General features: G+C 74.4%; 16 protein-coding genes. 12 read left to right on the forward strand and 4 right to left on the reverse strand.

Features of this window, described 5'->3' with window-relative positions; all coding sequences use genetic code 11:
- Positions 1–12: 12 nt before the first annotated feature.
- Together LIX60_RS20940 and LIX60_RS20945 are read left to right on the forward strand one after the other, a co-directional pair.
- Positions 13–597, forward strand: a complete 585-nt coding sequence (locus LIX60_RS20940) for a TetR family transcriptional regulator (protein WP_227959855.1) — start codon at positions 13–15, stop codon at positions 595–597.
- 110 nt (positions 598–707) lie between these two features.
- Entirely contained in the window at positions 708–1,628 is a 921-nt protein-coding gene (locus LIX60_RS20945; RefSeq protein WP_227962847.1) for an aminoglycoside phosphotransferase family protein, read from the forward strand.
- Positions 1,629–1,750: 122 nt separating this feature from the next.
- Here LIX60_RS20945 and LIX60_RS20950 read toward each other — a convergent pair whose 3' ends face one another.
- Positions 1,751–4,540, reverse strand: a complete 2,790-nt coding sequence (locus LIX60_RS20950) for an AAA family ATPase (RefSeq protein ID WP_227959856.1) — start codon at positions 4,538–4,540, stop codon at positions 1,751–1,753.
- Between the two features lie 185 nt (positions 4,541–4,725).
- Between LIX60_RS20950 and LIX60_RS31785 the strand changes: the two genes are divergently transcribed.
- The 10 genes from LIX60_RS31785 to LIX60_RS21000 all read left to right on the forward strand — a co-directional run bounded on the left by LIX60_RS31785 (position 4,726) and on the right by LIX60_RS21000 (position 17,854).
- Positions 4,726–7,584: a LuxR family transcriptional regulator gene (locus LIX60_RS31785; RefSeq protein WP_227959857.1), complete on the forward strand. Its 2,859-nt coding sequence runs from the start codon at positions 4,726–4,728 to the stop codon at positions 7,582–7,584.
- A 193-nt stretch (positions 7,585–7,777) separates the two neighbouring features.
- Positions 7,778–8,767, forward strand: coding sequence for a polyprenyl synthetase family protein (locus LIX60_RS20960; RefSeq protein WP_227959858.1), 990 nt, complete (start codon positions 7,778–7,780; stop codon positions 8,765–8,767).
- Between the two features lie 46 nt (positions 8,768–8,813).
- Entirely contained in the window at positions 8,814–10,862 is a 2,049-nt protein-coding gene (locus LIX60_RS20965; RefSeq protein ID WP_227959859.1) for a tryptophan 2,3-dioxygenase family protein, read from the forward strand.
- A gap of 127 nt (positions 10,863–10,989) precedes the next feature.
- Complete coding sequence (locus LIX60_RS20970; RefSeq protein WP_227959860.1) at positions 10,990–12,015, forward strand: polyprenyl synthetase family protein; 1,026 nt, start codon at positions 10,990–10,992, stop codon at positions 12,013–12,015.
- A gap of 94 nt (positions 12,016–12,109) precedes the next feature.
- Positions 12,110–13,279 (forward strand): cytochrome P450, encoded by a 1,170-nt coding sequence (locus LIX60_RS20975; RefSeq protein WP_227959861.1) that lies wholly within the window; start codon positions 12,110–12,112, stop codon positions 13,277–13,279.
- Positions 13,276–13,536: a ferredoxin gene (locus tag LIX60_RS20980; RefSeq protein ID WP_308101694.1), complete on the forward strand. Its 261-nt coding sequence runs from the start codon at positions 13,276–13,278 to the stop codon at positions 13,534–13,536. Before LIX60_RS20975 ends, LIX60_RS20980 begins: the two co-directional genes overlap by 4 nt.
- Positions 13,537–13,577: 41 nt before the next feature.
- Complete coding sequence (locus LIX60_RS20985; RefSeq protein WP_227959862.1) at positions 13,578–15,368, forward strand: FAD-dependent monooxygenase; 1,791 nt, start codon at positions 13,578–13,580, stop codon at positions 15,366–15,368.
- A gap of 4 nt (positions 15,369–15,372) precedes the next feature.
- On the forward strand, positions 15,373–15,762 hold the full coding sequence (locus LIX60_RS20990; protein WP_227959863.1) for a limonene-1,2-epoxide hydrolase family protein: 390 nt from the start codon (positions 15,373–15,375) through the stop codon (positions 15,760–15,762).
- Positions 15,763–15,764: 2 nt separating this feature from the next.
- The gene (locus LIX60_RS20995) at positions 15,765–16,958 is read left to right on the forward strand and encodes a hypothetical protein (protein WP_227959864.1); all 1,194 of its coding nucleotides are present in this window, start codon (positions 15,765–15,767) and stop codon (positions 16,956–16,958) included.
- Positions 16,959–17,044: 86 nt separating this feature from the next.
- Positions 17,045–17,854, forward strand: coding sequence for a hypothetical protein (locus tag LIX60_RS21000; protein ID WP_227959865.1), 810 nt, complete (start codon positions 17,045–17,047; stop codon positions 17,852–17,854).
- Here the strand turns inward: LIX60_RS21000 and LIX60_RS21005 are convergent.
- The 3 genes from LIX60_RS21005 to LIX60_RS21015 all read right to left on the reverse strand — a co-directional run bounded on the left by LIX60_RS21005 (position 17,834) and on the right by LIX60_RS21015 (position 21,867).
- The gene (locus tag LIX60_RS21005) at positions 17,834–18,475 is read right to left on the reverse strand and encodes a response regulator transcription factor (protein WP_227959866.1); all 642 of its coding nucleotides are present in this window, start codon (positions 18,473–18,475) and stop codon (positions 17,834–17,836) included. The genes LIX60_RS21000 and LIX60_RS21005 overlap by 21 nt on opposite strands.
- A gap of 420 nt (positions 18,476–18,895) precedes the next feature.
- Positions 18,896–20,050, reverse strand: a complete 1,155-nt coding sequence (ispG, locus tag LIX60_RS21010) for a flavodoxin-dependent (E)-4-hydroxy-3-methylbut-2-enyl-diphosphate synthase (RefSeq protein ID WP_227959867.1) — start codon at positions 20,048–20,050, stop codon at positions 18,896–18,898.
- Positions 20,047–21,867, reverse strand: coding sequence for a 1-deoxy-D-xylulose-5-phosphate synthase (locus LIX60_RS21015; protein ID WP_227959868.1), 1,821 nt, complete (start codon positions 21,865–21,867; stop codon positions 20,047–20,049). Before LIX60_RS21015 ends, ispG begins: the two co-directional genes overlap by 4 nt.
- Positions 21,868–21,871 lie beyond the last annotated feature (4 nt).

Genomic DNA, 21,871 nt, shown 5'->3' on the forward strand with positions numbered 1-21,871 from the left:
GATGGGGGCGAGATGACGCGCTATCGAGAGTCGGTCCGTTCCCTGCTCAAGGAACGGATCCTGGACGCCGCCTACGAGCGGGTCACGGCCGAGGGCTGGGACCGGCTGAAGATGACCCGTATCGCCACCACCGCCGGAGTGAGCCGGCAAACCGTCTACACCGAGTACGGCTCCAAGGCGGCCATCGGCCAGGCACTGGTGATGCGCGAGGTGGAACGCTTTCTCACCGGCATCCAGGACCAGCTCCTCGCCCACCCCGGCGACATGAGGGCCGCCATCACCGCCGCCATCGGGTACACCCTGCGCACGGCGGCCGACAATCCGCTGCTCAAGGCCATCCTGACCAGCAGCCGGGGCGGTGACGAGGATCTGCTCACCCACCTGACGACCCGCTCCGAGCCCCTACTGGACACCGCCATCGGCATGCTCACCGCCTACACGGCGGAGGTCTGGGCCGAGATCGACGCCCACTCGCGGGACCTGGCCGTCGAGGCGGTGGTGCGCCTGACGGTCAGCCACCTCGTCCAGCCGGTCCTGCCGCCCGACCTCTCCGCGGAGCGCATCGCCGAGATCACCATGCGGATCGCACACGCCTGAACGGCGCCGTCCGGGGAGGGCGCTGCGCGCCGTCCGCCGGCGGCACACAACAGGCTCCGGGAGCTGCCTTGACGACCGACGGAAGGACCGGCGAAGGCGGTCCGGCGCCCGTGGAGGTGCCGGAGGCGCTGGCCGCCGCGCAGGTCCGGTACGAGGGCGAGGCCGGGCGGGCGTGGGTGGCCGCGCTGCCCGGGCTCGCCGAGTCGTATCTCGGCCGGTGGCGGCTGCGGCGGGACGGGCCCGTGGCGCACGGCGTCGCCGCGCTCGTCGTCCCCGTGGCCGGCGAGGACGGCACGCCGGCGGTGCTCAAGCTCCAGCCGGTCACCGACGAGACCGCGAGCGAACCCGACGCCCTCCGGGCCTGGAACGGCGACGGCGCCGTGCGGCTGCTCCGGAGCGACCCGGAGACCGGGACGATGCTGCTGGAGCGGCTCGATCCGGCCCGCACCCTCGCCGGGATCAGGGACGACACGGCCGCCCTGTGCATCCTCGCCCAGCTGCTGGCCCGGCTCACCGCGCACCCCGCGCCGCCCGGGATGCGGCGGCTGGGCGATGCCGCCGCCGGGATGCTCCGCCGGCTGCCCGCCGTGCTGCCCGTCCTGGCCGACCCGGCCGAGCGGCGGCTGCTCGACGCCTGCGGCGGCGCCGTACGGGAACTGGCCGGCGAGCCCGGTGACCGGCTGCTCCACTGGGACCTGCACTACGAGAACGTCCTCGCCCCGCTTCCCGGCTCCGGCCGCGGACCCTGGCTGGCCATCGACCCCAAACCCCTCGCGGGCGACCCGGGCTTCGACCTGCTGCCCGCCCTGCGCAACCGCTGGGACGACGTCACGGCCACCGGTGACGTCCCCCGCGCTGTCCGCCGCCGCTTCGACCTGATGACGGACATCCTCGGCCTGGACCGGGCCCGCGCCCGGGGGTGGACGCTGGGCCGGATTCTGCAGACCTCTCTGTGGGAGACCGAGAGCGGCGCGACGGTCCTCGACCCGGCGCAGCGGGCGATCGCGGAGGCGCTGTCCCCGGCCGGGTGAGACCCGCCCGCGCGGAGCCGCGCCGGCCGGGTGGGACCCGCGCCGCGCGGAGCCGCGCGGGCGGGTCCGGGCCCGGCCGGGAGGGGCAGCCTGTGTCAGCCTGTGTCCGGGACTCACCCGTGTCAGCCCGGGTACTCGCCCGTCAGCATCGCCGAGGCCAGTTCGACCCGGGAGCGGTAGCCGGTGCGTTTGAACAGCCTGCCCAGCCGGCTCTCCACGCTCTTCTCGCTGCCGCCCAGCACGACGGCCAGTTCGCGGTTGGTCAGACCCTCGGCGACCAGGGTGGCGAGCAGCCGCTCGTTCTCGGCGGTGGTGCGGCTCTGCCGTTCCATGGTGAGCTTGTGCTCGCGCATCAGGGGCCGCATCTGGGCCCTGCGCAGCAGCGCGTCGAGGTCGCCGTACAGCGCGTACGCCTCGTGCAGCAGCGACGGGTCGGCCAGTCCGTGGCGGACCACCATGGACATCGTGTCGGCCTGCTCCAGCGGCTGTGCGCGCCGGCGGACGAGCCGTACCGCCTCGTCGGCGGCCGCGTGGTCGCGGTGCACCACAGCCTTGGCGAGCAGGTGGCACATCCGGGCCCGGCCGGTGCCGAGGAGTCCGGCGACCCTGCTCACCTCGTCCACGCACCGCTGTGCCGCGGCCTGATCCCCCGCGGCCAGTTCCGACACGGCCTGCATCAGCCACAGTTCCTCCGTGCCGACGATCAGGCCGCGCTCCACGGCCAGGGCGAGCGCGTCCGCGATGACCCGCTCGGACCGCTCGGTCGCGCCCAGGGCCTGGTCCAGGCACCACTCCGGTACGGCCAGAAAGTGGAGCATCACGGGCTGTACGGTCCGGGCTCTCTCGATCACCTCGCGCGCCCGTGCCAGTTGACCGCGCGCACCGAGGATGACGCTCGTCTCCCGGCACAGCTGGGTGTGGGTGGGCAGGTCGCCGACCGAGAGGCCGGTGGCGAGGCCCAGCCGTGCCAGGTCGAGTGCCGGGTCCCAGCGCCCGCTCTGGCTGTCCGCCACCACCCGGTCCGGGACGGGCCGGTAGCCGGAGGGCAGCTCGTGGGCCGCCAGCATCCGTTCGGCCCGGTCCAGCTCGCCGAACGCCATCAGCGCCCGGGCCAGCTGCGACAGGTGCTCGAAGCGGTGGCGCGACGCCTGCGTCCACAGCGGCCACCGGTACGGAGTGGCGACGGCCCGGTAGAACGACTCGGTCCGGCCGAGGAAGGCCGCGATGCAGTCGCTGAAGAGCAGGCCCAGCGCGGCGACGGTGTCGTTGTCCCGGCTCCAGACGTCCCGCTGGGCCGTCAGGTGCTCGTACGCCTCCCGCCAGCGGTCCAGATGGCACAGGGCGACGGCCCGGGTGAGGACGCGATGCCCTTCGCCGCCGGGCAGCGAGCGCCAGCCGCCGTCGCAGATCTCGGTGAGCGCGGCTCTGTCGAAGGTCCCGCCGAGTGAGACGACGTAGATCATCTCCATTTCGAGCAGGGCCTCCGGGGTGACCAGGCCGGCGTGGTCGGACAGCACCGTCCAGGCGCTGTCCAGCGCGTCGGCGTGGCGCAGATGGATGGCGCAGGCGGCGGCGTGCGCGAGCAGGGCCCGGGCGCGCCGGTCCGGCTCGGTGATCAGGTCGATGGCGGCGCGCAGCCAGCGCTCCGCGAAGTACCCGTCCTCCAGCATGGCGGCGGTGCCGGCGGCGAGCAGTTCCGCGGACGCCCGCCGGGAGTCCACGAACGGTCCCGCGGTGACCAGTTGCTCGGCGAGGTACCGGCCGTCCGCGGTGGCGTCGCCCGCCCAGATCGCGGTGACCGCCAGCTGGGCGAGCCTGCGCCGCTCGTACGGCCCGAGGCGGGTGGTCAGCCCGGACGCGAGCAGCGGCACCCGGAACCTCCAGCGGCCCGGTTCGGGCCCCTGCCGCAGGACCCCCTCGGCGCACAGTTCCGCCAGAGCCCCGCGGACCGTGTCCTCGTCCGTCTCCACCGCCTCGGCGATCAGCCCGGTCGCGGCGGGACCCAGCGGATGCAGCACGGCCACCGCCTTGGCCACCCGCCAGACCAGCCCGCCCAGGTGCCGCAGATCCTCGACCGGCGGCAGGCCGGCGGGCAGCGAGGGCGGCCGGTCCGGGGAGGTGAGGTAGGCGTGCCGGTCGAAGACGCACAGCGCGCCGCTCCGCCGGTACCCCGCCACGGCGGCGAGCACGGCGGCGGGCCTGCCCCGGCACTCCCGCCGCAGCGTCGAGAGCAGCGACGAGGACGGCTTGGCCTGTAACCGCCGGGCGACCAGCGCACGGACCTCCGACTCGCGCAGCGGACGCAGCGTCACCACCTCGGCGACTCCGGCGGCCCGCAGCCGGTCCAGCGCCACCCGGTCGGCCTCCGGCGCGGCCTCCGGGGAGGCCGGTGAGGGGCGGAGCGCGCAGACGAACGTGACCCGGCCGCCCGCCGGTGTGCGGAGCACCGGCAGCAGGACCGCGCGCGAACCCGGGTCGGCCCACTGCGCGTCGTCGATGAGGACGACGAGCTTGTCGCACGCCGTGACGGCCGCTCGCAGCTCGGCGGCCAGCTGGCGGCCGGCGTCCGGGCGCGGCACCGGGACGGTGGCCTTCGCCGTGCGCCCGGGGGCGCCGTTCCGGTTCAGGACGGCGAGCTCGGCGGACAGCCGGGCGGCCACGGAGTAGGGGCGGTGGCGCTCGTTGCGCGCCACCCGCAGGGTCAGGGTGGTGAGGCCGCGCGCGGCCAACTCGTCCCGGACGGCGGTCAGTACGGCGCTGCGCCCGATCCCGGCCGGGCCCGTGACCAGGATCAGCGAGGCGGCGTCCGGGGAGGTCGCGGTGTCGACGACCTGCGCGACGGAGGCGTCACGACCGAACAGCGGCGGCACCGGCCCGTCGGGATCGGCCGCACCGTGCCAGGGGGTGATCACCTCACCAGTATGCCCGGACTCGGCCCGGTAGAGCATGTGAGCGATTCGAAGGCGTTAAGGGTTTACCGGGTGGGGAGTTGACTCCGGGACGGGCCGGCCCCGGATCCGTCCGAGGCAGCGGCACGGGACAGGGCGGCAGCCCCGCGGGTCCTCGCCGCCCGGGGTGTCATGAGAGGAGACCGGCAGTGGCCCGAGCGCGTACGGCGGTCCGTGGCAGGGATCAGGAACTGGCGGTGGTGCGCGAAGCGCTGGCAGCCGGCGGCGGACGCCTGATCGTCCTCAGGGGGCAGGCCGGTATCGGCAGAACCGCGCTGCTGGACGAGGCGGAGCGGATGCTGCGCGCGGCCGGGTTACGCGTCCTGCCGGTGCGCCCGGGCACCGGTCCGGACCGCCTCGGTGACGACGCGTTCGCCCTCGCACCGCTGGTGCGCACCGTGCGCGACCGGTTCGAGGAGTTCCAGGAGGCCGGGCCGGCCGACGCGCTCGCCGCGGTGGCCCGGCTGAGTGACGCGGCGGGACGGGACACCGGCGGATGGAGGCCGTCCATCGTCACCGCGCTGGGCGACCTGTTCGACGGGATCGGCCGCCAGGGGCGCACCGCGGTCCTGGCCGACGACGTGCACGCGGTCGCCGAACCCGCCCCCGTGCTCACCGCGGCACGCCGCTCCGGATGCCTGGTGCTCGCCACCTGCGAAACCGGTACGGAGCACACCCCGGGCCTCGCCGAACTGCTGGCCGCCGCCGACCGGGTGGTGACCCTCGGGCCGCTGGCCGACGACGTCGCGGAGTCCCTGGTGCGCCGCGCGCAGGGTGCGCGCCTCGACGAGGCGGTGCCGGGCCTCCTGCGCACCGCTCTGGGACCGTTGTTCGGCAACCCCGGCACCGTGCTGGCCACCCTCGCCGATCTGCGCGCACGGGGCCGGCTGACCGTCTTCCGCGGCCGGCTGTGCCTGCGCGCGCCGTCGGAGCCGATCGAACTGCCCGCCGGCCACCACCTCCTGCGCCGGGCCGCCGCTCTCGGCGACCCCGCGGCGCGGCTGCTGGCGTCGGTCGCCGTGTGGGACGGCGTCAACGTCACCGATCTGCCGCTGCTCGCCGAGGTGATGGGAACCGGCCTCACCGACTGCGGCCGCGTGCTCGACCAGTTGATCGAAGCCGAGGTGCTGGTCGCCGACCCGGCGGGCCGGGTGAGCTGCCGGTGCCCCGCCCTGGCGGCCTCCGCCGCCGGCGGGCCGGGCGTCCGCGGCGGCGCCGCGCTGCACGCGGCGGTCGCCGAACGGCTGCTGGCCCGGCACCGGCGGAGCGGCGGCGTCGACCCCGTGGTGCTCGCCGACCACATCGCGCGCGGCGGGGCGGCGGTCGCGCTCGAAGCGCCCATGGTCACCCGGCTGCTGGAACTGGCGGAGGACGCCGAGCGGGAGCAGCCGGAACGCGCGGCCCTGTGGTGCGCGGCCGCGCTGCGCCGCCTGACCCCGGGCGGGCCGGAACACGCCCGTACGCTCACCCGGCTGCTGGACCTCGTCCTCCGGACGGGCCGGTACGAGCTGCTGCGCGACGTGCTCACCCAGTACGCGGAACAGGGCCCCGGGGAGGCGGAACAGGGCGGGGCCCGGAGCTCGTCGGCGGAGATCCGCCTCGCCGCCGTGCTGGTCGCCCTGCACTCCGGTGAGCCGCCCGCCGAGGAGGCCGTGCGGTCGCTGCTGGACGAGGGCGTCACGGGCCGCGAGCCGATCGGGTTCGCGGAGTGGTGGTTCGGCCGCCCGGCGGGGCCCGGCAGGGTGCCCGGGGCGGGCGGGGCGACCGGCTCGGCAGGACCTGCCGAATCTGCCTGTTCTGACGGACCTGCCGGACCTGCCGGACTGGCAGAACGGGCAGACCCGGCAGAACAGGCAGGCCCGCCGGACCCGGCCGGCAGCCGGGAGCTGTTCCCGGACGACCGGATGCACCTGCTGACGACCGCGCTGTCCGGCGACCCGGCCGCCTGTGAGCGGGCCTGGCGCCGCTCGGGCCGGGCACCGTCCGCCCGGGACGTGGGCCGGCTGCACTGCGCGGCCGCCGTGGGCGACATCGCCTCCGTGGCGGAGCTCGTGCTCGGTGCGGCCCACCGGGTTCCCGCGACCGGTGTGCTCGGCGTGTACCGCCGGGTGGTGCGCGACTATGCCGCTGCCGACTGGTCGCAGGCCATGTCCGCGGTCCGGGAACTGGAACTGTCGTACGCCGGGGACACGCTGGCGCACCAGGCGGCTCGTCTGATCGCCGCCGACATCTGCGCCGCCCGCGGCGAGCCCGGGCAGGCGGCCCAGTGGCTGGACGACGCGGTGCCGGTCCCCGGGCTCGCCGTGATGCGCGCCTGGGTGCGGATCGGCCTGCTGAACCGCACGGGCGGTGACCGGCGGGCCGCGCCGCTGGCCCGGCGGGTCAGCCGCCGGCAGCGCGCGGCCGGACAGCGGGCGGGCCTGCACCTCCTGCTGATGCGGGCGGTGCGGACCGCCGCGTTCGCCGACGACCACGACGGCGCGGCCGGCCTGCTGGAGGAGGTCGAACTCCTGCGCGACGAGACCGGGACGGAAGCGGCGGAGAGCCTCTTCCTGGCGCGCGCCCTGGTGCACCGCGATGTCCACGAGGCCCGGCTGGCCACCGAGCTGACCCGGGAACGGGGAGACCTGCCGTCGCTGATGGACTCGTGCCTCGTCGTCGCGCGGTTCGCCGAGGACCCGCGCCCGTGGCTGCGCGAGGCCCACGGCCTGGCCACCCGGTGCGGTGCGTCGTCGCTGCTGGAACGCGTCCGCGCGGTGACCCGTGAACGCGGGGTTCCCGCGCCGCGGGCCCGCGGCCGGCGGGAGGCCCTGGCCGCCACCGAGCGGCGCATCATCGAACTGATCGGCGAGGGTCTGACCAACCGGCAGATCGCGCTGCGCCTCCAGGTCAGCGAGAAGACCGTGGAGAATCACCTGACCCGCTTGTTCGCCCGCACCGGCTGCCGTTCGCGCGTCGAACTGGCGGCGGCCAGCCTGGGAGGCCGGCTGACGCAGGCGGTCACCTGAGCGCGGCGCCGTCCGTCCGCCGCCGCGGGCCCGGCCGCGGCCCCGGCTGCGGCCCCGGTCGAGGTCCGGGCCGCGGTCCCGGTTGAGGTTCCGGCCCCGGCCGCGGACCGAAGATGCCATTCCCCGGTCCCACTCGGGCCGAGGCGGGCCGGCACCGACGACAGCCCGGTACGGCCTCCCTAACGTCGTCCACATGACCGACGTCGATGTTCCTCAGGTCGCTGATCCGGAAGTGGCAGCCATCGTGCGGGCCGAGGTCGAGACCCGGTGGCCGCACAACGTTTCGGGCCTCGACGAGTTGGTGCGGTACGGGCTGGTGCCGTTCGGGAAGATGATGGGCCCCTGGCTGGTGGTCCGGTCCAGTCTCGCGGTGGGAGGTGACATAGCGACCGTTCTGCCCGCGGCGGTGGGACTGGAATGCGTGCAGGTCGGCGCCATGATGCACGACGACATCATCGACAGCGACGGGGAGCGGCGCAGCAAACCGGCCGCGCACACGGTGTTCGGGGAGCCGGCGGCGATCGTCGGCGGGGACGGGCTGTTCTTCCACGGCTTCGCCGCCCTGGCCGAATGCCGGGAGGCCGGGGCCCCCGCGGCGCGGGTGGCGGAGGCGCTGACGGTCCTGTCCCGGGCCGGACTGCGGATCGGGGACGCGGCCCTCCGGGAGATCCGGATGAGCCGCGGCATCTGCCCCGTCGACGCCTACCTCGACATGATCGCGGACAAGAGCGGCGCCCTGCTGTGGATGGCCTGCGGTGTCGGCGCCACCCTGGGCGGGGCGGACGACACGTCCCTGAAGGCGCTCAGCGAGTACAGCGACCAGCTGGGCATCGCGTACCAGATACGCGACGACCTGATGGCCTACGACGGGACGCGGGCGGGCAAGCCGAACGTCTCCGACGTCCGCAACGGCCGGCCCACCCTGCCGGTGCTGCTCGCCCACGAACGCGCTTCCGGAGAGCGGCAGCGGCGGATCGAGCGCCTGCTCGCGGACACCTCCGTCCCGGTCGGCGCGCGCTACGAGGCCATGGCGGAGCTGGTCCACGCGTACGACGGGATCGCGGCGGCGCGCGAGGTGTCGCACCGTCATGTGCGGATGGCCACGACGGCTCTGGAGGCCCTGCCGCCCGGCGTCCACCGGGACGCGCTGATGGATCTCACCGTGCCCGGTCGCCTGGTGTAGCGCGTGCGGCGCGTACAGCGCGGACTCACCCCGAGGAGCTGGCCCGATGCCCCACCCGACCTATGCCTCGTACCTGCGTCTCGACGAACTGCTCTCGTCGCAGCAGCCGCTCACCCCGCCGGAACAGCGGGACCTGAGCGACAGCGAGCGGCTGTTCATCGTCGTGCACCAGGCGTCCGAGATTCTGCTCAGCCAGGTCCTCGTCGACCTGGGACACCTCGACGCCGGCCGGTGCGGCCGGTCCTGCTTCACCCACCGGGTGGACCGGGCGGTACGGCTGGTGGACGCCCTGACCGGGCAGCTGACGCTGCTGCGCAGCACCCTGCGCCGGGAGGACTTCCTGCGGTTCCGGGACCGGTTCGGCACGGCGAGCGGGCTGGAGTCGGAGCAGTTCAAGGAGCTGTTCCTCCGGGTCAGGCGGCTGACGCGGCACGGTGGCGGAGGCCGCCCGCCGGAGGAGGCCCGGCGCCTCGGGGAGCTGGACGACGCCGTGCGGCGGTGGCGGAGCACGCACCTGGAACTGGTCGGCCACATGCTCGGTGACCTGCCGGGCACGGGCGAGACCTCCGGCGGCCGCTTCCTGGCCGCCCGGCTGGACGACGGGCCCGCCGGCGAGCGGCCGGCCGCGCCGCCGCCGCGATCGGACCGGGACCCCGGCCGGGGCGGCGCCCCCGCCTCCCGGGCGCTGCCCGCACCGGCCGCACCGGCCGCGTCGCCCGCGCCGTCGGTGTCATCCGCGGGTCCCCGGCTGCGGCACGTGGTCGTCGTGGGCGGCAGCGTGGCCGGGCTGCTCACCGCGCACGTCCTCGCGGACCACGCGGAGCGGGTGACCGTACTCGAGCGCGACCACTACGAGGACGCTCCCGGGCCCCGGGCGGGGGTGCCGCAGTCCCGTCACACCCATGTCCTGCTGACCAGCGGGATGAACGCCCTGGACGAGCTGCTGCCCGGGCTGCTGACGGAGCTGACGGAGGCGGGCGCCCCGCGCCTGGCGGTGCCGGGGGACCTCGGCGTGTGGCAGGCGGGGCAGTGGATCTCGCGCCGTAATCCGTCCGCGCCGATCATGACCCCGTCGCGCCCCCTCCTGGAGCACCGCGTCCGCCGGCGGGTCCTGGCCGGCCCCCGTATCGACGTCCGGACGGGGACCGAGGTGACGGGCCTGCTCGGCCGGCCCGGGCACATCACCGGTGTCGTGGTCCGGGACCGCGGCACCGGTCACCACACCCGGCAGGACCTCACGGCCGACCTCGTCGTGGACGCCACCGGGCGGGCCGGCCGCACGCCCCAGTGGCTGGCCGGACTGGGCGGCCGGCCCCCCGCCGAAGAGGTGGTGGACACCGGACGGGCCTACGCCACCTGCGTCTTCCACGCCGACGACCCGGCCGGGGACCTCAGGGGCTTCTACATCGTGCCCGACGCCGGGCAGCCGTTCGGCGCCATCGTCCTGCCCGCCGAGGGCGACCGCTGGCTGGTCACCCTCTCCGGCCCGCGGGACCAGGCCCCGCCCACCGACCCGGAGGGCTTCACCGACTTCGCCGACCGGCTGCCGCACCCCGCCGTCCACAAATGGCTGAGCACGGCACGCCCGGTCACCCGGCCCGTCGGCTACCGGCACACCGCCAACCGGCGCCGCCGCTACGACCGCCTGGGGCGGGACCACACCGGACTGCTCGTCGTCGGGGACGCGCTGTGCGCGCTCAACCCCGTCTACGGCCAGGGCCTGTCCGTGGCGGCGCTGAGCGCCGTCGCCCTCAAGCGGGAACTGGCGGGCGGACGCGTCCCCCCGGCGCACGCCCTCCAGCGCGCGGTGCTGCGCTCCTCCCGCCCGGCGTGGGACGTGGCGACGGGTGCGGACAGCCCCATGCCGGGGGCCACCGGCAACGCGGTGCGCAGCGGCCCCGTCGCCCGGCTGCTGGACCGGTACCTCGCCCGGGTGCGCGACCGCGTGCCGGGCGACCCGGTGGTGTGCACCGCCAACCGCGACGTCCTCTTCCTGCTGACCCCGCCCCGCACCCTGCTCACCTCCCCCCGGGTCCTGCGGCGGGCCCTGCTGACCACCGCCGTGCCGACCCCCCGTGACCTGCCCACGCCGTGACCCTCACGAGCCGACAGCGAAGGTGCACCATGCGACACGCCAGTGCGTTCCCGGACCGTCCGCGCGCGGACCGGTCCCGGACGGCCTCCCGTCTCCCGGTTCCCCGCGCGGACGGCCGGTGGAGCTCATGACGACGACACCGGTCCGGGACCTCTCCCCGGTACTCGACACCGGCCGGACGATGCTCGGCCCCGCCCTGCGCGACGCCGTCCGCTCCCACCTGGGCCCGGAGATGAGCCGGATCGCCCACTACCACTTCGGGTGGTCGGACGCCTCGGGCCGGCCGACCGGCACCTGGGGCGGGAAGATGGTCCGGCCCACCCTCGCGCTGCTGTCCGCGCGGGCCGCGGGCGCGGCGGACGCGGACGGCGTTCCCGCCGCGCTGGCCGTCGAACTGGTGCACAACTTCTCGCTGGTGCACGACGACATCATGGACGGCGACGAGACCCGGCGGGGCCGCCCCACCGCGTGGACGGTCTTCGGCGTCCCGGACGCCATCCTGGCCGGCGACGCGATGGTCACCGCGGCCACGTCCGTGCTGCTGGAGGCGCCCGGCGCGGGGGCCCGCTCCGCCGCCGTGTCGCTGATGACCGCCACCCAGCGGATGATCGACGGCCAGACCGCCGACGTCGCGTTCGAGCGGCGCGACGACGTGACCCTGCCCGAGTGCCTGCGCATGGCCGGCGACAAGACGGGTGCCCTGCTGGGATGCGCCTGCTCGCTCGGCGCCGAACTGGTGGGCGGTGAGCGGGCCGTGGCCGAGCGGCTCCGCGCCTTCGGCGAGCACATCGGGCTCGCCTTCCAGCTCGTCGACGACCTGCTGGGCATCTGGGGCGACCCGGACCGGGCCGGCAAGCAGGTGGGAGCCGACCTGCGCGCCCGCAAGAAGTCCCTGCCCGTGGTGGCGGCGCTGAACGCGCCCGGCTCGGACGAGCTCCGCGCCCTGTACCTGCGTCCCGAACCCCTGACCGAGGGCGCCGTCCAGCGCGTCACCGACCTCGTGGAACGGGCCGGGGGACGCGACTGGGCCCGGGACGAGGCGGCCCGGCAGGTCGCCGCGGCCGGGGAATGCCTCGACGCCGCCCGCATCCCGGACGACGTGCGCGGCGCGTTCCTGGAGGTCGCCGGATTCATCCTGGGCCGGCAGCTCTGATGCGGCGCGTCACCCGGCGGGCTCCCCGGCGGCGTCCCGCGGCCGCGCGGACGCCCCTTTCCCGCCGCCCCCCGACGAACAGAAAGGCGATCTCATGACCGAGTCCGCAGCCATCCCCATCGGGGGACGGGCCGCCGGCTGCCCGTTCACCCCCGCCCCGGAACTGTACGAGGCGCAGCAGGACCCGGAGCTGCGCCGGGCCACGGTGCCCAGCCCGCTGCTGGGGGCCTTCGACGCCGTGGTCGTCACCCGGTACGAGGACGTCAAGAGCGTGCTCGCGGACGACCGGCTGCGCATGGGCGGCTCCATGCCGTACCAGGCGGGCAATCTGCTGAGCTACGACGGACCCGAACACACCCGCCTGCGGCGTATGCTGACCGGGTCGTTCACGACCAAGCGGGCGCGCGAGCTGCGGCCCCGGATCGAGGACGTCGTCGCGTCCGCGCTGGACGCGCTGGAGGAGGCCGGCCCGGGCGCGGACCTCGTCCAGACCTTCTGCGCCCCCATTCCCACGGCGGTCATCTGCGAACTGCTGGGCGTGCCCTACGCGGACCGCGAGGAGTTCCAGCGCCGCACCGCGATCGCGCTGGACTTCACCACCAGCCGCGAGGTGCAGATGGAGAAGGCGGCCGAGATGGAGGCCTACATGGCCGGTCTCGTGGCGCGCCACCGGGAGGACCCGGGCGACAACGTCCTGGGCCGTGTGGTGCGCGACTTCGGCGACCAGCTGACCGACAGCGAACTGGCGGGCATCGGCAACATGCTGCTCATCGCCGGGCACGAGACCATCGCCAGCACCCTCTCCGCCGGCATCGCCCTGCTGCTCCGCCACCCCGACCAGCTCGCGGTGGTGCGCGACGACCCCGAGGCCGTCGACGGTGCCGTCGAGGAGCTGCTGCGGTACTGCGCGCCGGCCGCCATCCTGCCGCGCCAGGCGGCCGGGGACATCCGCGTCCGCGACCAGGAGATCAAGGAGGGCGAACGGGTCGTGGCGTCCGCACTGGCCGCCAACCGGGACCTCGGCGCGGCCCGCGAGGACCTGGACCGCCTGGACGTGCGCCGCCCCCCGCAGCGCCACCTGGCCTTCGGCTTCGGCCCGCACCAGTGCCTCGGCCAGCAACTGGCGCGCATGGAGCTGCGGGTCGCGCTCCCGGCCCTGTTCACCAGGTTCCCCGCCCTGCGTCCGGCCGTCCCGCACGACGAGGTCGACTACCGGACCAACGCCCTGGTCTTCGGCGTGAACAAGCTCCCGGTCACCTGGTGACCCGTCAGGAGGCGGAGACGGCCATGGAGACGGAGACGGCCATGACGGTGGAGACCGACACCGGCCGGTGCATCGCGGTCGGCAACTGTGCCGCGATAGCCCCGGCGGTCTTCGACCAGAGCGACGAGGACGGCACGGTGCTCCTGCTCGACGCGGCTCCGCCGGAGCGCGAGCACGCACCGGTCCGGGAAGCGGCCCTGCGGTGCCCGGCCGCGGTCATCACCCTGCACGAGAACACGCCGGCTTCCGATGAGTGACCCGCTCCGCCGGAAGCCCGCCCGACCCCGGGGGACAACCCATGCTTGACGCAGACGTGCCGGTTCTCGTCGTCGGTGGCGGCGGCTGCGGACTCGCCGCGTCGGTCTTCCTGTCCGACGCGGGCGTGCCCCACCTGCTGGTGGAGCGCCGCGAGTCGACCTCGGTCCTGCCCCGTGCGCACTACCTGAACCAGCGCACCATGGAGATCTTCCGCCAGCACGGCATCGCCGACGACGTCTACCGGATCAGCGCCCCGCTCGCCAACATGAGCGAGATCGCCTGGTATACGTCGCTGGGCGGCGACGGCCCCCTGGACGCCCGGGAACTGCACCGGATGGACGCTTTCGGCGGCGGCGCCACGGCCGGGCCGTACGCGGCCGACAGCCCCGGCCCCTCGACCAACCTCCCGCAGCACCGGCTCGAACCGCTGCTGCGCCGCCACGCGGAGCGGCGGGCTCCGGCCCGCCTGCTCTTCCACCACGAGATGACGGAGTTCACCCAGGACGCGGACGGGGTGACCGCGCGGATCACCGACCGGTCCACCGGCGAGACGGGCACCGTCCGCGCCCGCTACCTGCTCGGCGCCGACGGCGGCAGGAGCATCGGCAGGTCGCTGGACGTACCGATGGACGGGGCCGGCGGCGGCTTCACCATCATCTCGGTGCACTTCAGCGCGGACCTGTCGCGCTGGTGGCCCGGTGACGGGGTGCTGATGACCCACATCATCAGCCCCGACGGCGAGGTGTCCGTGGTCGTCGCCACCGGACCCGGGTGGGGCCTGGCCTCCGACGAATGGGCGCTGCACTTCCGGGTGGCTCCGGGCGCCGAGGTCGACCTCGGCACGGAGGCGATCGCCGCGCGGGTACGGGAGCTGCTGAAGCTGCCGCCGGAGCTGGGCGTGCGGGTCCGCCACGTCAGCGAGTACCGGCCGGAGGCCGTCGTGGCCCGGGCCTTCCGCGCCGGGCGGGTCTTCCTCGCCGGGGACGCGGCGCACCGGCAGCCGCCCGCCGCCGGGGGCGGCCTGAACACGGCGGTGCAGGACGCGCACAACCTCGCGTGGAAGCTCGGCGCCGTGCTCGGCGGCCGGGCCGGCGACGCCCTGCTGGACTCGTACGAGTCGGAGCGGCTGCCCGTCGCCGAGCGCAACGTGACCTGGGCCATGACCTGCCTGCGCAACTACGGGGTCCTCTTCGCGGGCCTCGGCCTGGTGCCCGGGCAGCCGGAGGCCACCCGGGCCGGGTTCCGCGAGCTGCTCTTCGGCACCCCGATCGGGGAGACCCGGCGGACGGTGGTGCGCGAGGTGTTCGCCACCCAGCGGATCGAGTACCAGGCGCACGACATCGAACTCGGCCACTCCTACCCGGCCGGGGCGGTGCTCCCGGACGGCACCCCGCCGCCGCCCCGGGACCCGCTGGGCGCCACCCACCACCCCGTCACCAGGCCGGGCCACCGGCTGCCGCACGCGTGGCTGCGGCGCGGTGACACCCGGGTGTCGACGCTCGACCTCGTCGGCCGCCACGCCGGCTTCGTGCTGATCACCGGGCCGCTGAGCGAGGGCTGGGCGGTCGCGGCCAAGAAGGCCGCGGACACCCACCGGGTGCCGCTCACCGTGGTGTCCATCGGGAGCCGGCCCGACGCGGCGGACCACTGGGACGCCGACGGCGCCTGGGCCGCGGTGCGGGGGATCGAGGACGACGGCGCGCTGCTCGTACGGCCGGACCAGCACGTCGCCTGGCGCGCCGCCCACGCGGGCCCGCACCCCGACCAGGACCTCGGCGCGGCGTTCCACCGCGTCCTCGGCCACTCCGGCGCCACGGCCCCCGGGAGGTGAGCCCGTGCCCACCACCGACGCCGAGCGCGTCGTCCACGCCTTCCTGACCCGGATGGGGCCGGCCCCGGCCGACGTCAGGAGGACCGTGGACGGCTTCCTGACCGACGACTGCGTGTGGGAGAACCCCGGAGCCCCGGTCTGCCGGGGCAAGGAGGAGATCTTCGCGCTCCTGCCCGCCGACTTCGCGCGCCTGGAGGTCCGGTTCCGGCACATGGCCACGGCCGGGGACACCGTCCTGGCCGAGCGGATCGAGAGCATGTTCCGCGCCGACGGCACGCCGATCGCCCTGAACCTGAAGGTGATGGCCGCGTTCGACCTGCGGGACGGGCGGATCGCCGCCTGGCGCGACTACTACGACCACACCCATCTCATCTCCGAGCGCCCGGACTGGTGATCATGACGAACGCACGAACGGACCTGCTGGAACTCCGAGCCGAACTGGTGAGCACCGTGCACAAGTTCGGGCCGGTCCTCGCGGAGGGCGTGGCCGAGGGGGAGCGCGAACGGAAGCTGCCCGACGCCACCGTGCGGGCGATCGACGACGCGCGGCTGAGCAGCCTCTGGACCGCGAGCGCCTACGGCGGACTGGAGACCGACGTCCGCACCATGGGCGAGGTCGCCAAGGCCCTCTCCCACTACTGCCCGTCGACCTCCTGGGTGGTCAACAACATCAACGGGTCGAACCTGCTCGCCGCGAAGTTCCCGCAGGCCGCCCGGGACGAGGTGTTCGGTGCCGACCCCGGCGCCAAGCTGGCCTCCGTCTTCGCGGCCACGGGCACCGCGGTACGCACCGAGGGCGGCTATCTGCTCACCGGGTCCTGGCCGTACGCCTCCGGGATCCTGCACGACGACTGGACGATCCTGGTCGCGCGGGAGACCGACCGGGACGGGGAGCCCGTGGGCGGGCTCTCGCTGCTGGTGCCCACCGCGGACGTGACGATCGAGGACACCTGGCACACCGTCGGCATGCGCGCCACCGGCAGCCACACCGTCGTGCTCCGGGAGGCGTTCGTCCCCGGACACCGGGTGATCTCCGGCGAGCGGCAGCGAGGGCGGGAGAACACCACCGACGTCACGCTGCCACCGCTGCTGCGGACCGCGGCGATCGCCGCCATGGCCGTCGTCTGCGCCTCCGTGGTGGTCGGCATCGGCCAGGCCGCCCGCGCCTTCGTCGTCGACAAGGCGCCGGGACGGGGCGTCGCGCCCAGCCGGTACACGAGCCAGCCCGACTCGCAGACCTTCGTGTCCGCGCTCGGCCGGACGGCCCTGACGATCGACGCGGCCGAACTGCACGTGAACCGGGCCGCCGACGTCCTGGACGAGGCCGCACGCGCGGCCACCGGAATCCCGGAGAGCGAACTCCGCCGTATCCGCGGTGACGTCGGCCAGGCGGTCAACCTGGTCACTCTCGCGCTCGACGAGCTGATGTGGGCGCACGGGGCGGCCGCCTTCGCCGAGTCGAACCCCCTGCAGCAGTACTGGCGGGACGGCAACACGGCGGCCCGCCACGCCCTGCTCAACCCCCGTATCGGCCAGGAGCTGTACGGCGGTTCGTTCTTCGGCCTGGACCTCGTCGTGCCCAGCCTCTGACCCGGCCGGCCGCCGTCCCGCCCGTCCCTCCCGAAGGTCCTCTCCCGCTCGCCCCGTCACCCTCGCCCCGTCCCCGAAGGATTCCCATGGAATGGCTGCCCCCCTTCCTCATCCCGATGTCGCAGCCGGCACCGGTCACGGAGGGGGCGGCCGATGTACCGGACGGGCTCTTCTGGGCCCTCGCCGGGCCGACCGCGGTCGGCTGGCTCCTCACCTATGTGCTGGCCATCCGGCAGGCCGTCCTGGACGGCCGGGTGGGCATCCCCGCCTACATGGTGGCGGTGAACTTCGCGTGGGAGTTCAGCCTGACCTTCGTGCTGGAGCAGACGCCCACGCAGCGGCAGATCAACTTCTTCTGGCTGCTGTTCAACTCCGTCCTGCTGTACCAGGCGCTGCGGCTCGGGCCGCGCGACTACCCCGCTCACTCGCCGCGTGTCCTCCGGTGGACGCTGGCCGGGGTGCTGGTCTGGGCGTCGCTGGTCGTCGTCGCCGGGGCGAACGAGTTCCACGACCGCGACGGGATGTACACCGGCATGATCATCCAGGTGCCGCTGAGCGCCTCGTTCCTGCTGATGCTCAAGCGGCGCGGGTCCAGTGCCGGGCAGTCCCTGCACATCGCCGTCGCCAAGCTGGTGGGGTCCGTCTTCGCCGGACTCACCGCGTTCGTCCTCTACCCGTCCCACCACCTGCTCCAGGTGCTGGTGCCGACCTATGTCGCCCTGGACATCGCCTATGTGGTGCTGCTGCGCCGGACGATGCGCCGGGAGGGACGGCCGCCGTGGGCCCTGCGATGGGCGGCGGCCGTCCCCGGGACTCCGGCGGAGTCCGTCGCGGCGGGAGCCGGGACCGGGCCGGCGCGGGGTGCCGGCGCCCGGTCAGATGACGCCGCTGCGTAGCGCGTACGCCACCGCGTGGGGCCGGTTGCGCAGGTTCAGTCGCCGGGTGACCCCGAAGATGACGCGCTTGACCGCCCGTTCCGACAGGCACATCTTGTCGGCGATCTCGGCGGTGTCCAGGCCCTCCGCCATCAGCCGCAGCACCCCGATCTCCCGGGGCGTCAGCCCGGAGTTGTGCAGGCCGTGCGGCGACAGCACCTCGCGCTGCATCCGCTCGATCTGCCGGAGCAGCTCGCCGAGGAGCTTGGAGGGGAGCACGCCGCCGCCGGCCGCGGCGGTCAGCACCGCCTCCTCGATGCGCTTGCTGGTGGCGGCGGCCCGCGGCAGCACCGCGACCACGTTGCACTCGACCGCCATGAAGAGGTCGGCCCGCTCGATCTCGGAGGGGATCAGCACCACCGGCACCCGGAGGGTGGCCTTGATCTTGCGCAGTAATGACGTCACTTCCACGGTCATCCGCTCCGCGACGACCACGGCGACGTCGGCCGGGTCCGGGCGTTCCTCCGAGACGATCTCGATGTTCGGTGCGGAACCGAGATGACCGCTGACGGCAGATTGCGTCAGCGGATCCGGAGCCCGCACCAGTGCCTTTATCGAACGTGTCACGGTGTTGGCGGTCATGGCGAAACCTCCAGATGGGGCAGCGTGTTCGTCGAGGCATTCCGTCGCAATGCCAGGCGCCGATCGCGGTGATTCCCGAGCTTGTTCACGGCTTGACGAGTAATCGTCCGCTCAGCGCGTCCGGAAAGGGCGAGGCGGCCGGGCGGGCCGGTCGCGGGACGGGCCCGGACGGGGGATCGTGCTGCGCCTTTCTGGGAAAGGGGGCGAGGTTCCGGCGCCGAAACGCCGTCAGCCGTCGCGTCGTTGATGTCTTGTGCATGTCCGGCGGTGGGCCGCACTGTGCCAGCAACGTGAAAACTCCCCGAGAGTGGCCGAATATGGCAGTGACCGTCGGAAAACGATGCAATGAACCATACGGGGGCCGACTTTCGGGGAGCCGGGTGATCGAGTTGTTCTGGTTCCCCCAAGGGGAATCCCTCGCTAGTCGGCGACGACCGTCACGGAGCTTCCTCCGCCGGCCGGTTCCATCGTCTCCGCGAGGACCATGGCCTCCTCGATGAGGGTCTCCACGATGCGGTGCTCGGGAACGGTCTTGACGACCTCTCCCTTGACGAAGATCTGGCCCTTGCCGTTGCCGGACGCCACACCGAGGTCGGCCTCGCGCGCCTCCCCGGGGCCGTTGACCACGCACCCCATCACGGCGACCCGCAACGGCACCTCCATGCCCTCCAGACCCGCGGTGACCTCGTCGGCGAGCTTGTAGACGTCCACCTGGGCCCGGCCGCAGGAGGGGCACGAGACGATCTCCAGCTTGCGGGGGCGCAGGTTCAGCGACCGCAGGATCTCCGTGCCGACCTTGGCCTCCTCCACCGGCGGGGCCGAGAGGGACACCCGGATGGTGTCGCCGATGCCCTGGCGCAGCAGCGCCCCGAACGCGACGGCGGACTTGACGGTGCCCTGGAACGCCGGCCCCGCCTCGGTGACGCCCAGGTGCAAGGGGTAGTCGCACTGCTCGGCGAGGATCTCGTAGGCGCGGATCATCACCACGGGGTCGTTGTGCTTGACGGAGATCTTCAGGTCGTGGAAGCCGTGCTCGGCGAAGAGCGAGGCCTCCCACAGCGCCGACTCGGCCAGTGCCTCCGGGGTGGCCTTGCCGTACTTGCGCATCAGGCGCTGGTCCAGCGAGCCGGCGTTCACCCCGATCCGGATGGGGGTGCCGTGGTCCCGGGCCGCGCGGGCGATGTCGCCCACCTTGTCGTCGAACTTCTTGATGTTGCCCGGGTTGACGCGCACCGCGGCGCACCCGGCCTCGATGGCCGCGAAGACGTACTTCGGCTGGAAGTGGATGTCGGCGATGACCGGGATCTTGGACTTCGCGGCGATCGCGGGCAGCGCCTCGGCGTCGTCGGCGCTCGGGCAGGCGACGCGGACGATGTCGCAGCCGGCGGCGGTGAGTTCGGCGATCTGCTGCAGGGTGGCGTCGACGTCGGCCGTGACGGTCGTGGTCATCGACTGCACCGAGACCGGGTGGTCACTGCCCACCCCGACCGGTCCCACCCGCAACTGGCGGGTGCGCCGGCGTTCGGCGAGGGGGGCGGCCGGCAGTGCGGGCATTCCGAGTGCGACCTGGGTCACCGCGGTGTCCTTTCCCGGATGAGGGGTGCTGCGGGGGTGTGCGCCGCCGGCGCGGCGTCGTGCAGGGCGAGTACGGACTCGGCGATGGACTGCGCGGTGAGGCCGTGCTCGGCGAGGATGGCCGGCCGTTCACCGTGGCTCAGGAACTCCCGGGGCAGGCCCAGGGTGTGCACCGGGGTGCGGACCCGGGCGTCGGAGCAGAGCTGTGCCAGCGCCGAGCCCACGCCCCCGGCGCGCACCCCGTCCTCGACGGAGAGCGCGAGCCGGTGGCGGGACGCCAGATGGGCGAGGGTGGGGTTGACGGGCAGCACCCAGCGCGGGTCGACGACGGTTACCCCGATGCCCGCCTCGGCCAGCAGCTCCGCCGCGTGCAGGGCGGGGGCCGCGAGGACCCCGGTGGAGACCAGCAGGACGTCCAGCGGCCGGGACCGGGTGCGGTGAAGGATGTCCAGCCCCTCCATGCGGGTCAGGGCGGGGATCTCCGGACCGGCGCCGCCCTTGGGGAAGCGCAGCGCGGTGGGACCGTCGGGGGTGTCGAGCGCCTCGCCCAGCAGTTCGGCGAGCCGGACGGTGTCGCGCGGCGACGCGACCCGCATCCGCGGCACCGCGCCCAGCAGCGCGAGATCCCACATGCCGTGGTGGCTGGGCCCGTCGGGACCGGTGATGCCCGCACGGTCCAGGACGAACGTCACCGGCAGACCGTGCAGGGCCACGTCCATCATGATCTGGTCGACGGCGCGGTTGAGGAAGGTGGCGTAGAGGCAGACGACCGGGTGCAGGCCGCCCATGGCCAGCCCCGCGGCGCTGGTGACCGCGTGCTGCTCGGCGATGCCCACGTCGAGGACCCGGTCCGGGAACCGCTGGGAGAACCCGTGCAGGCCGACCGGCTGCCGCATCGCGGCGGTCAGGGCGACGACATCGGGCCGCCCGGCGGCGATCCGCTCCAGTTCCTCGCCGAACGCGCCGGTCCAGCCGCGCGAGGAGCCGGCCCGCGGGCGGCCCGTCCCGGGGTCGATGACGCCGATCCCGTGCATGCGGTCGGCCTTGTCGTTCTCCGCCGGGGCGTAACCGCGGCCCTTCTCGGTGACGCAGTGGACGACGACCGGCTGGTCGAGCCCCGCCGCGAGGCGGCAGGCCAGCTCCACGGCGGCGACGTCGTGCCCGTCCACCGGGCCGAGATAGGCGAAACCGAGGGTCTCGAAGAGGTTCGGGCCCCGGAGCCTGCCGCCGCGCAGCGCGGCCAGATGCCCGGCCACCGCGCCGACCGTGGGGTCGTACGAGCGGCCGTTGTCGTTGAGGACCACCACCACCGGCTGTCCGGCGCGGCCGAGGTTGTTCATGGCCTCCCAGGCCATGCCGCCGGTCAGCGCGCCGTCCCCGATGACCGCGACCACGCGGCGGTGCTCCTCGCCGAGGAGCCGCCCCGCCGTGGCCAGGCCGTCCGCGTAGGACAGTGCCGTGGAGGCGTGCGAGTTCTCCACGAGGTCGTGCGGGGACTCCTCGCGCTGCGGGTAGCCGGCGAGTCCTCCCGCCGTGCGGAGCGCGGAGAAGGCGGACTGCCGGCCGGTGAGGATCTTGTGGACGTAGGACTGGTGTCCGGTGTCGAACACGATGCGGTCCGCCGGCGAGTCGAAGACGCGGTGCAGCGCGATGGTCAGTTCGACCACGCCGAGGTTCGGGCCGAGGTGCCCGCCGGCGGCGCACACCTTGTCGATCAGGAACTCCCTGATCTCGCCCGCCAGCGCGGGCAGTTCCTCCGGACGCAGTTCCTTGAGCTCCTGGGGACCGGTGACCCGGCCGAGCAGCGTTGGTGACACGGTT

It is taken from the genome of Streptomyces sp. S07_1.15 (genome assembly GCF_020739505.1).
Lineage (GTDB): Bacteria > Actinomycetota > Actinomycetes > Streptomycetales > Streptomycetaceae > Streptomyces > Streptomyces xinghaiensis.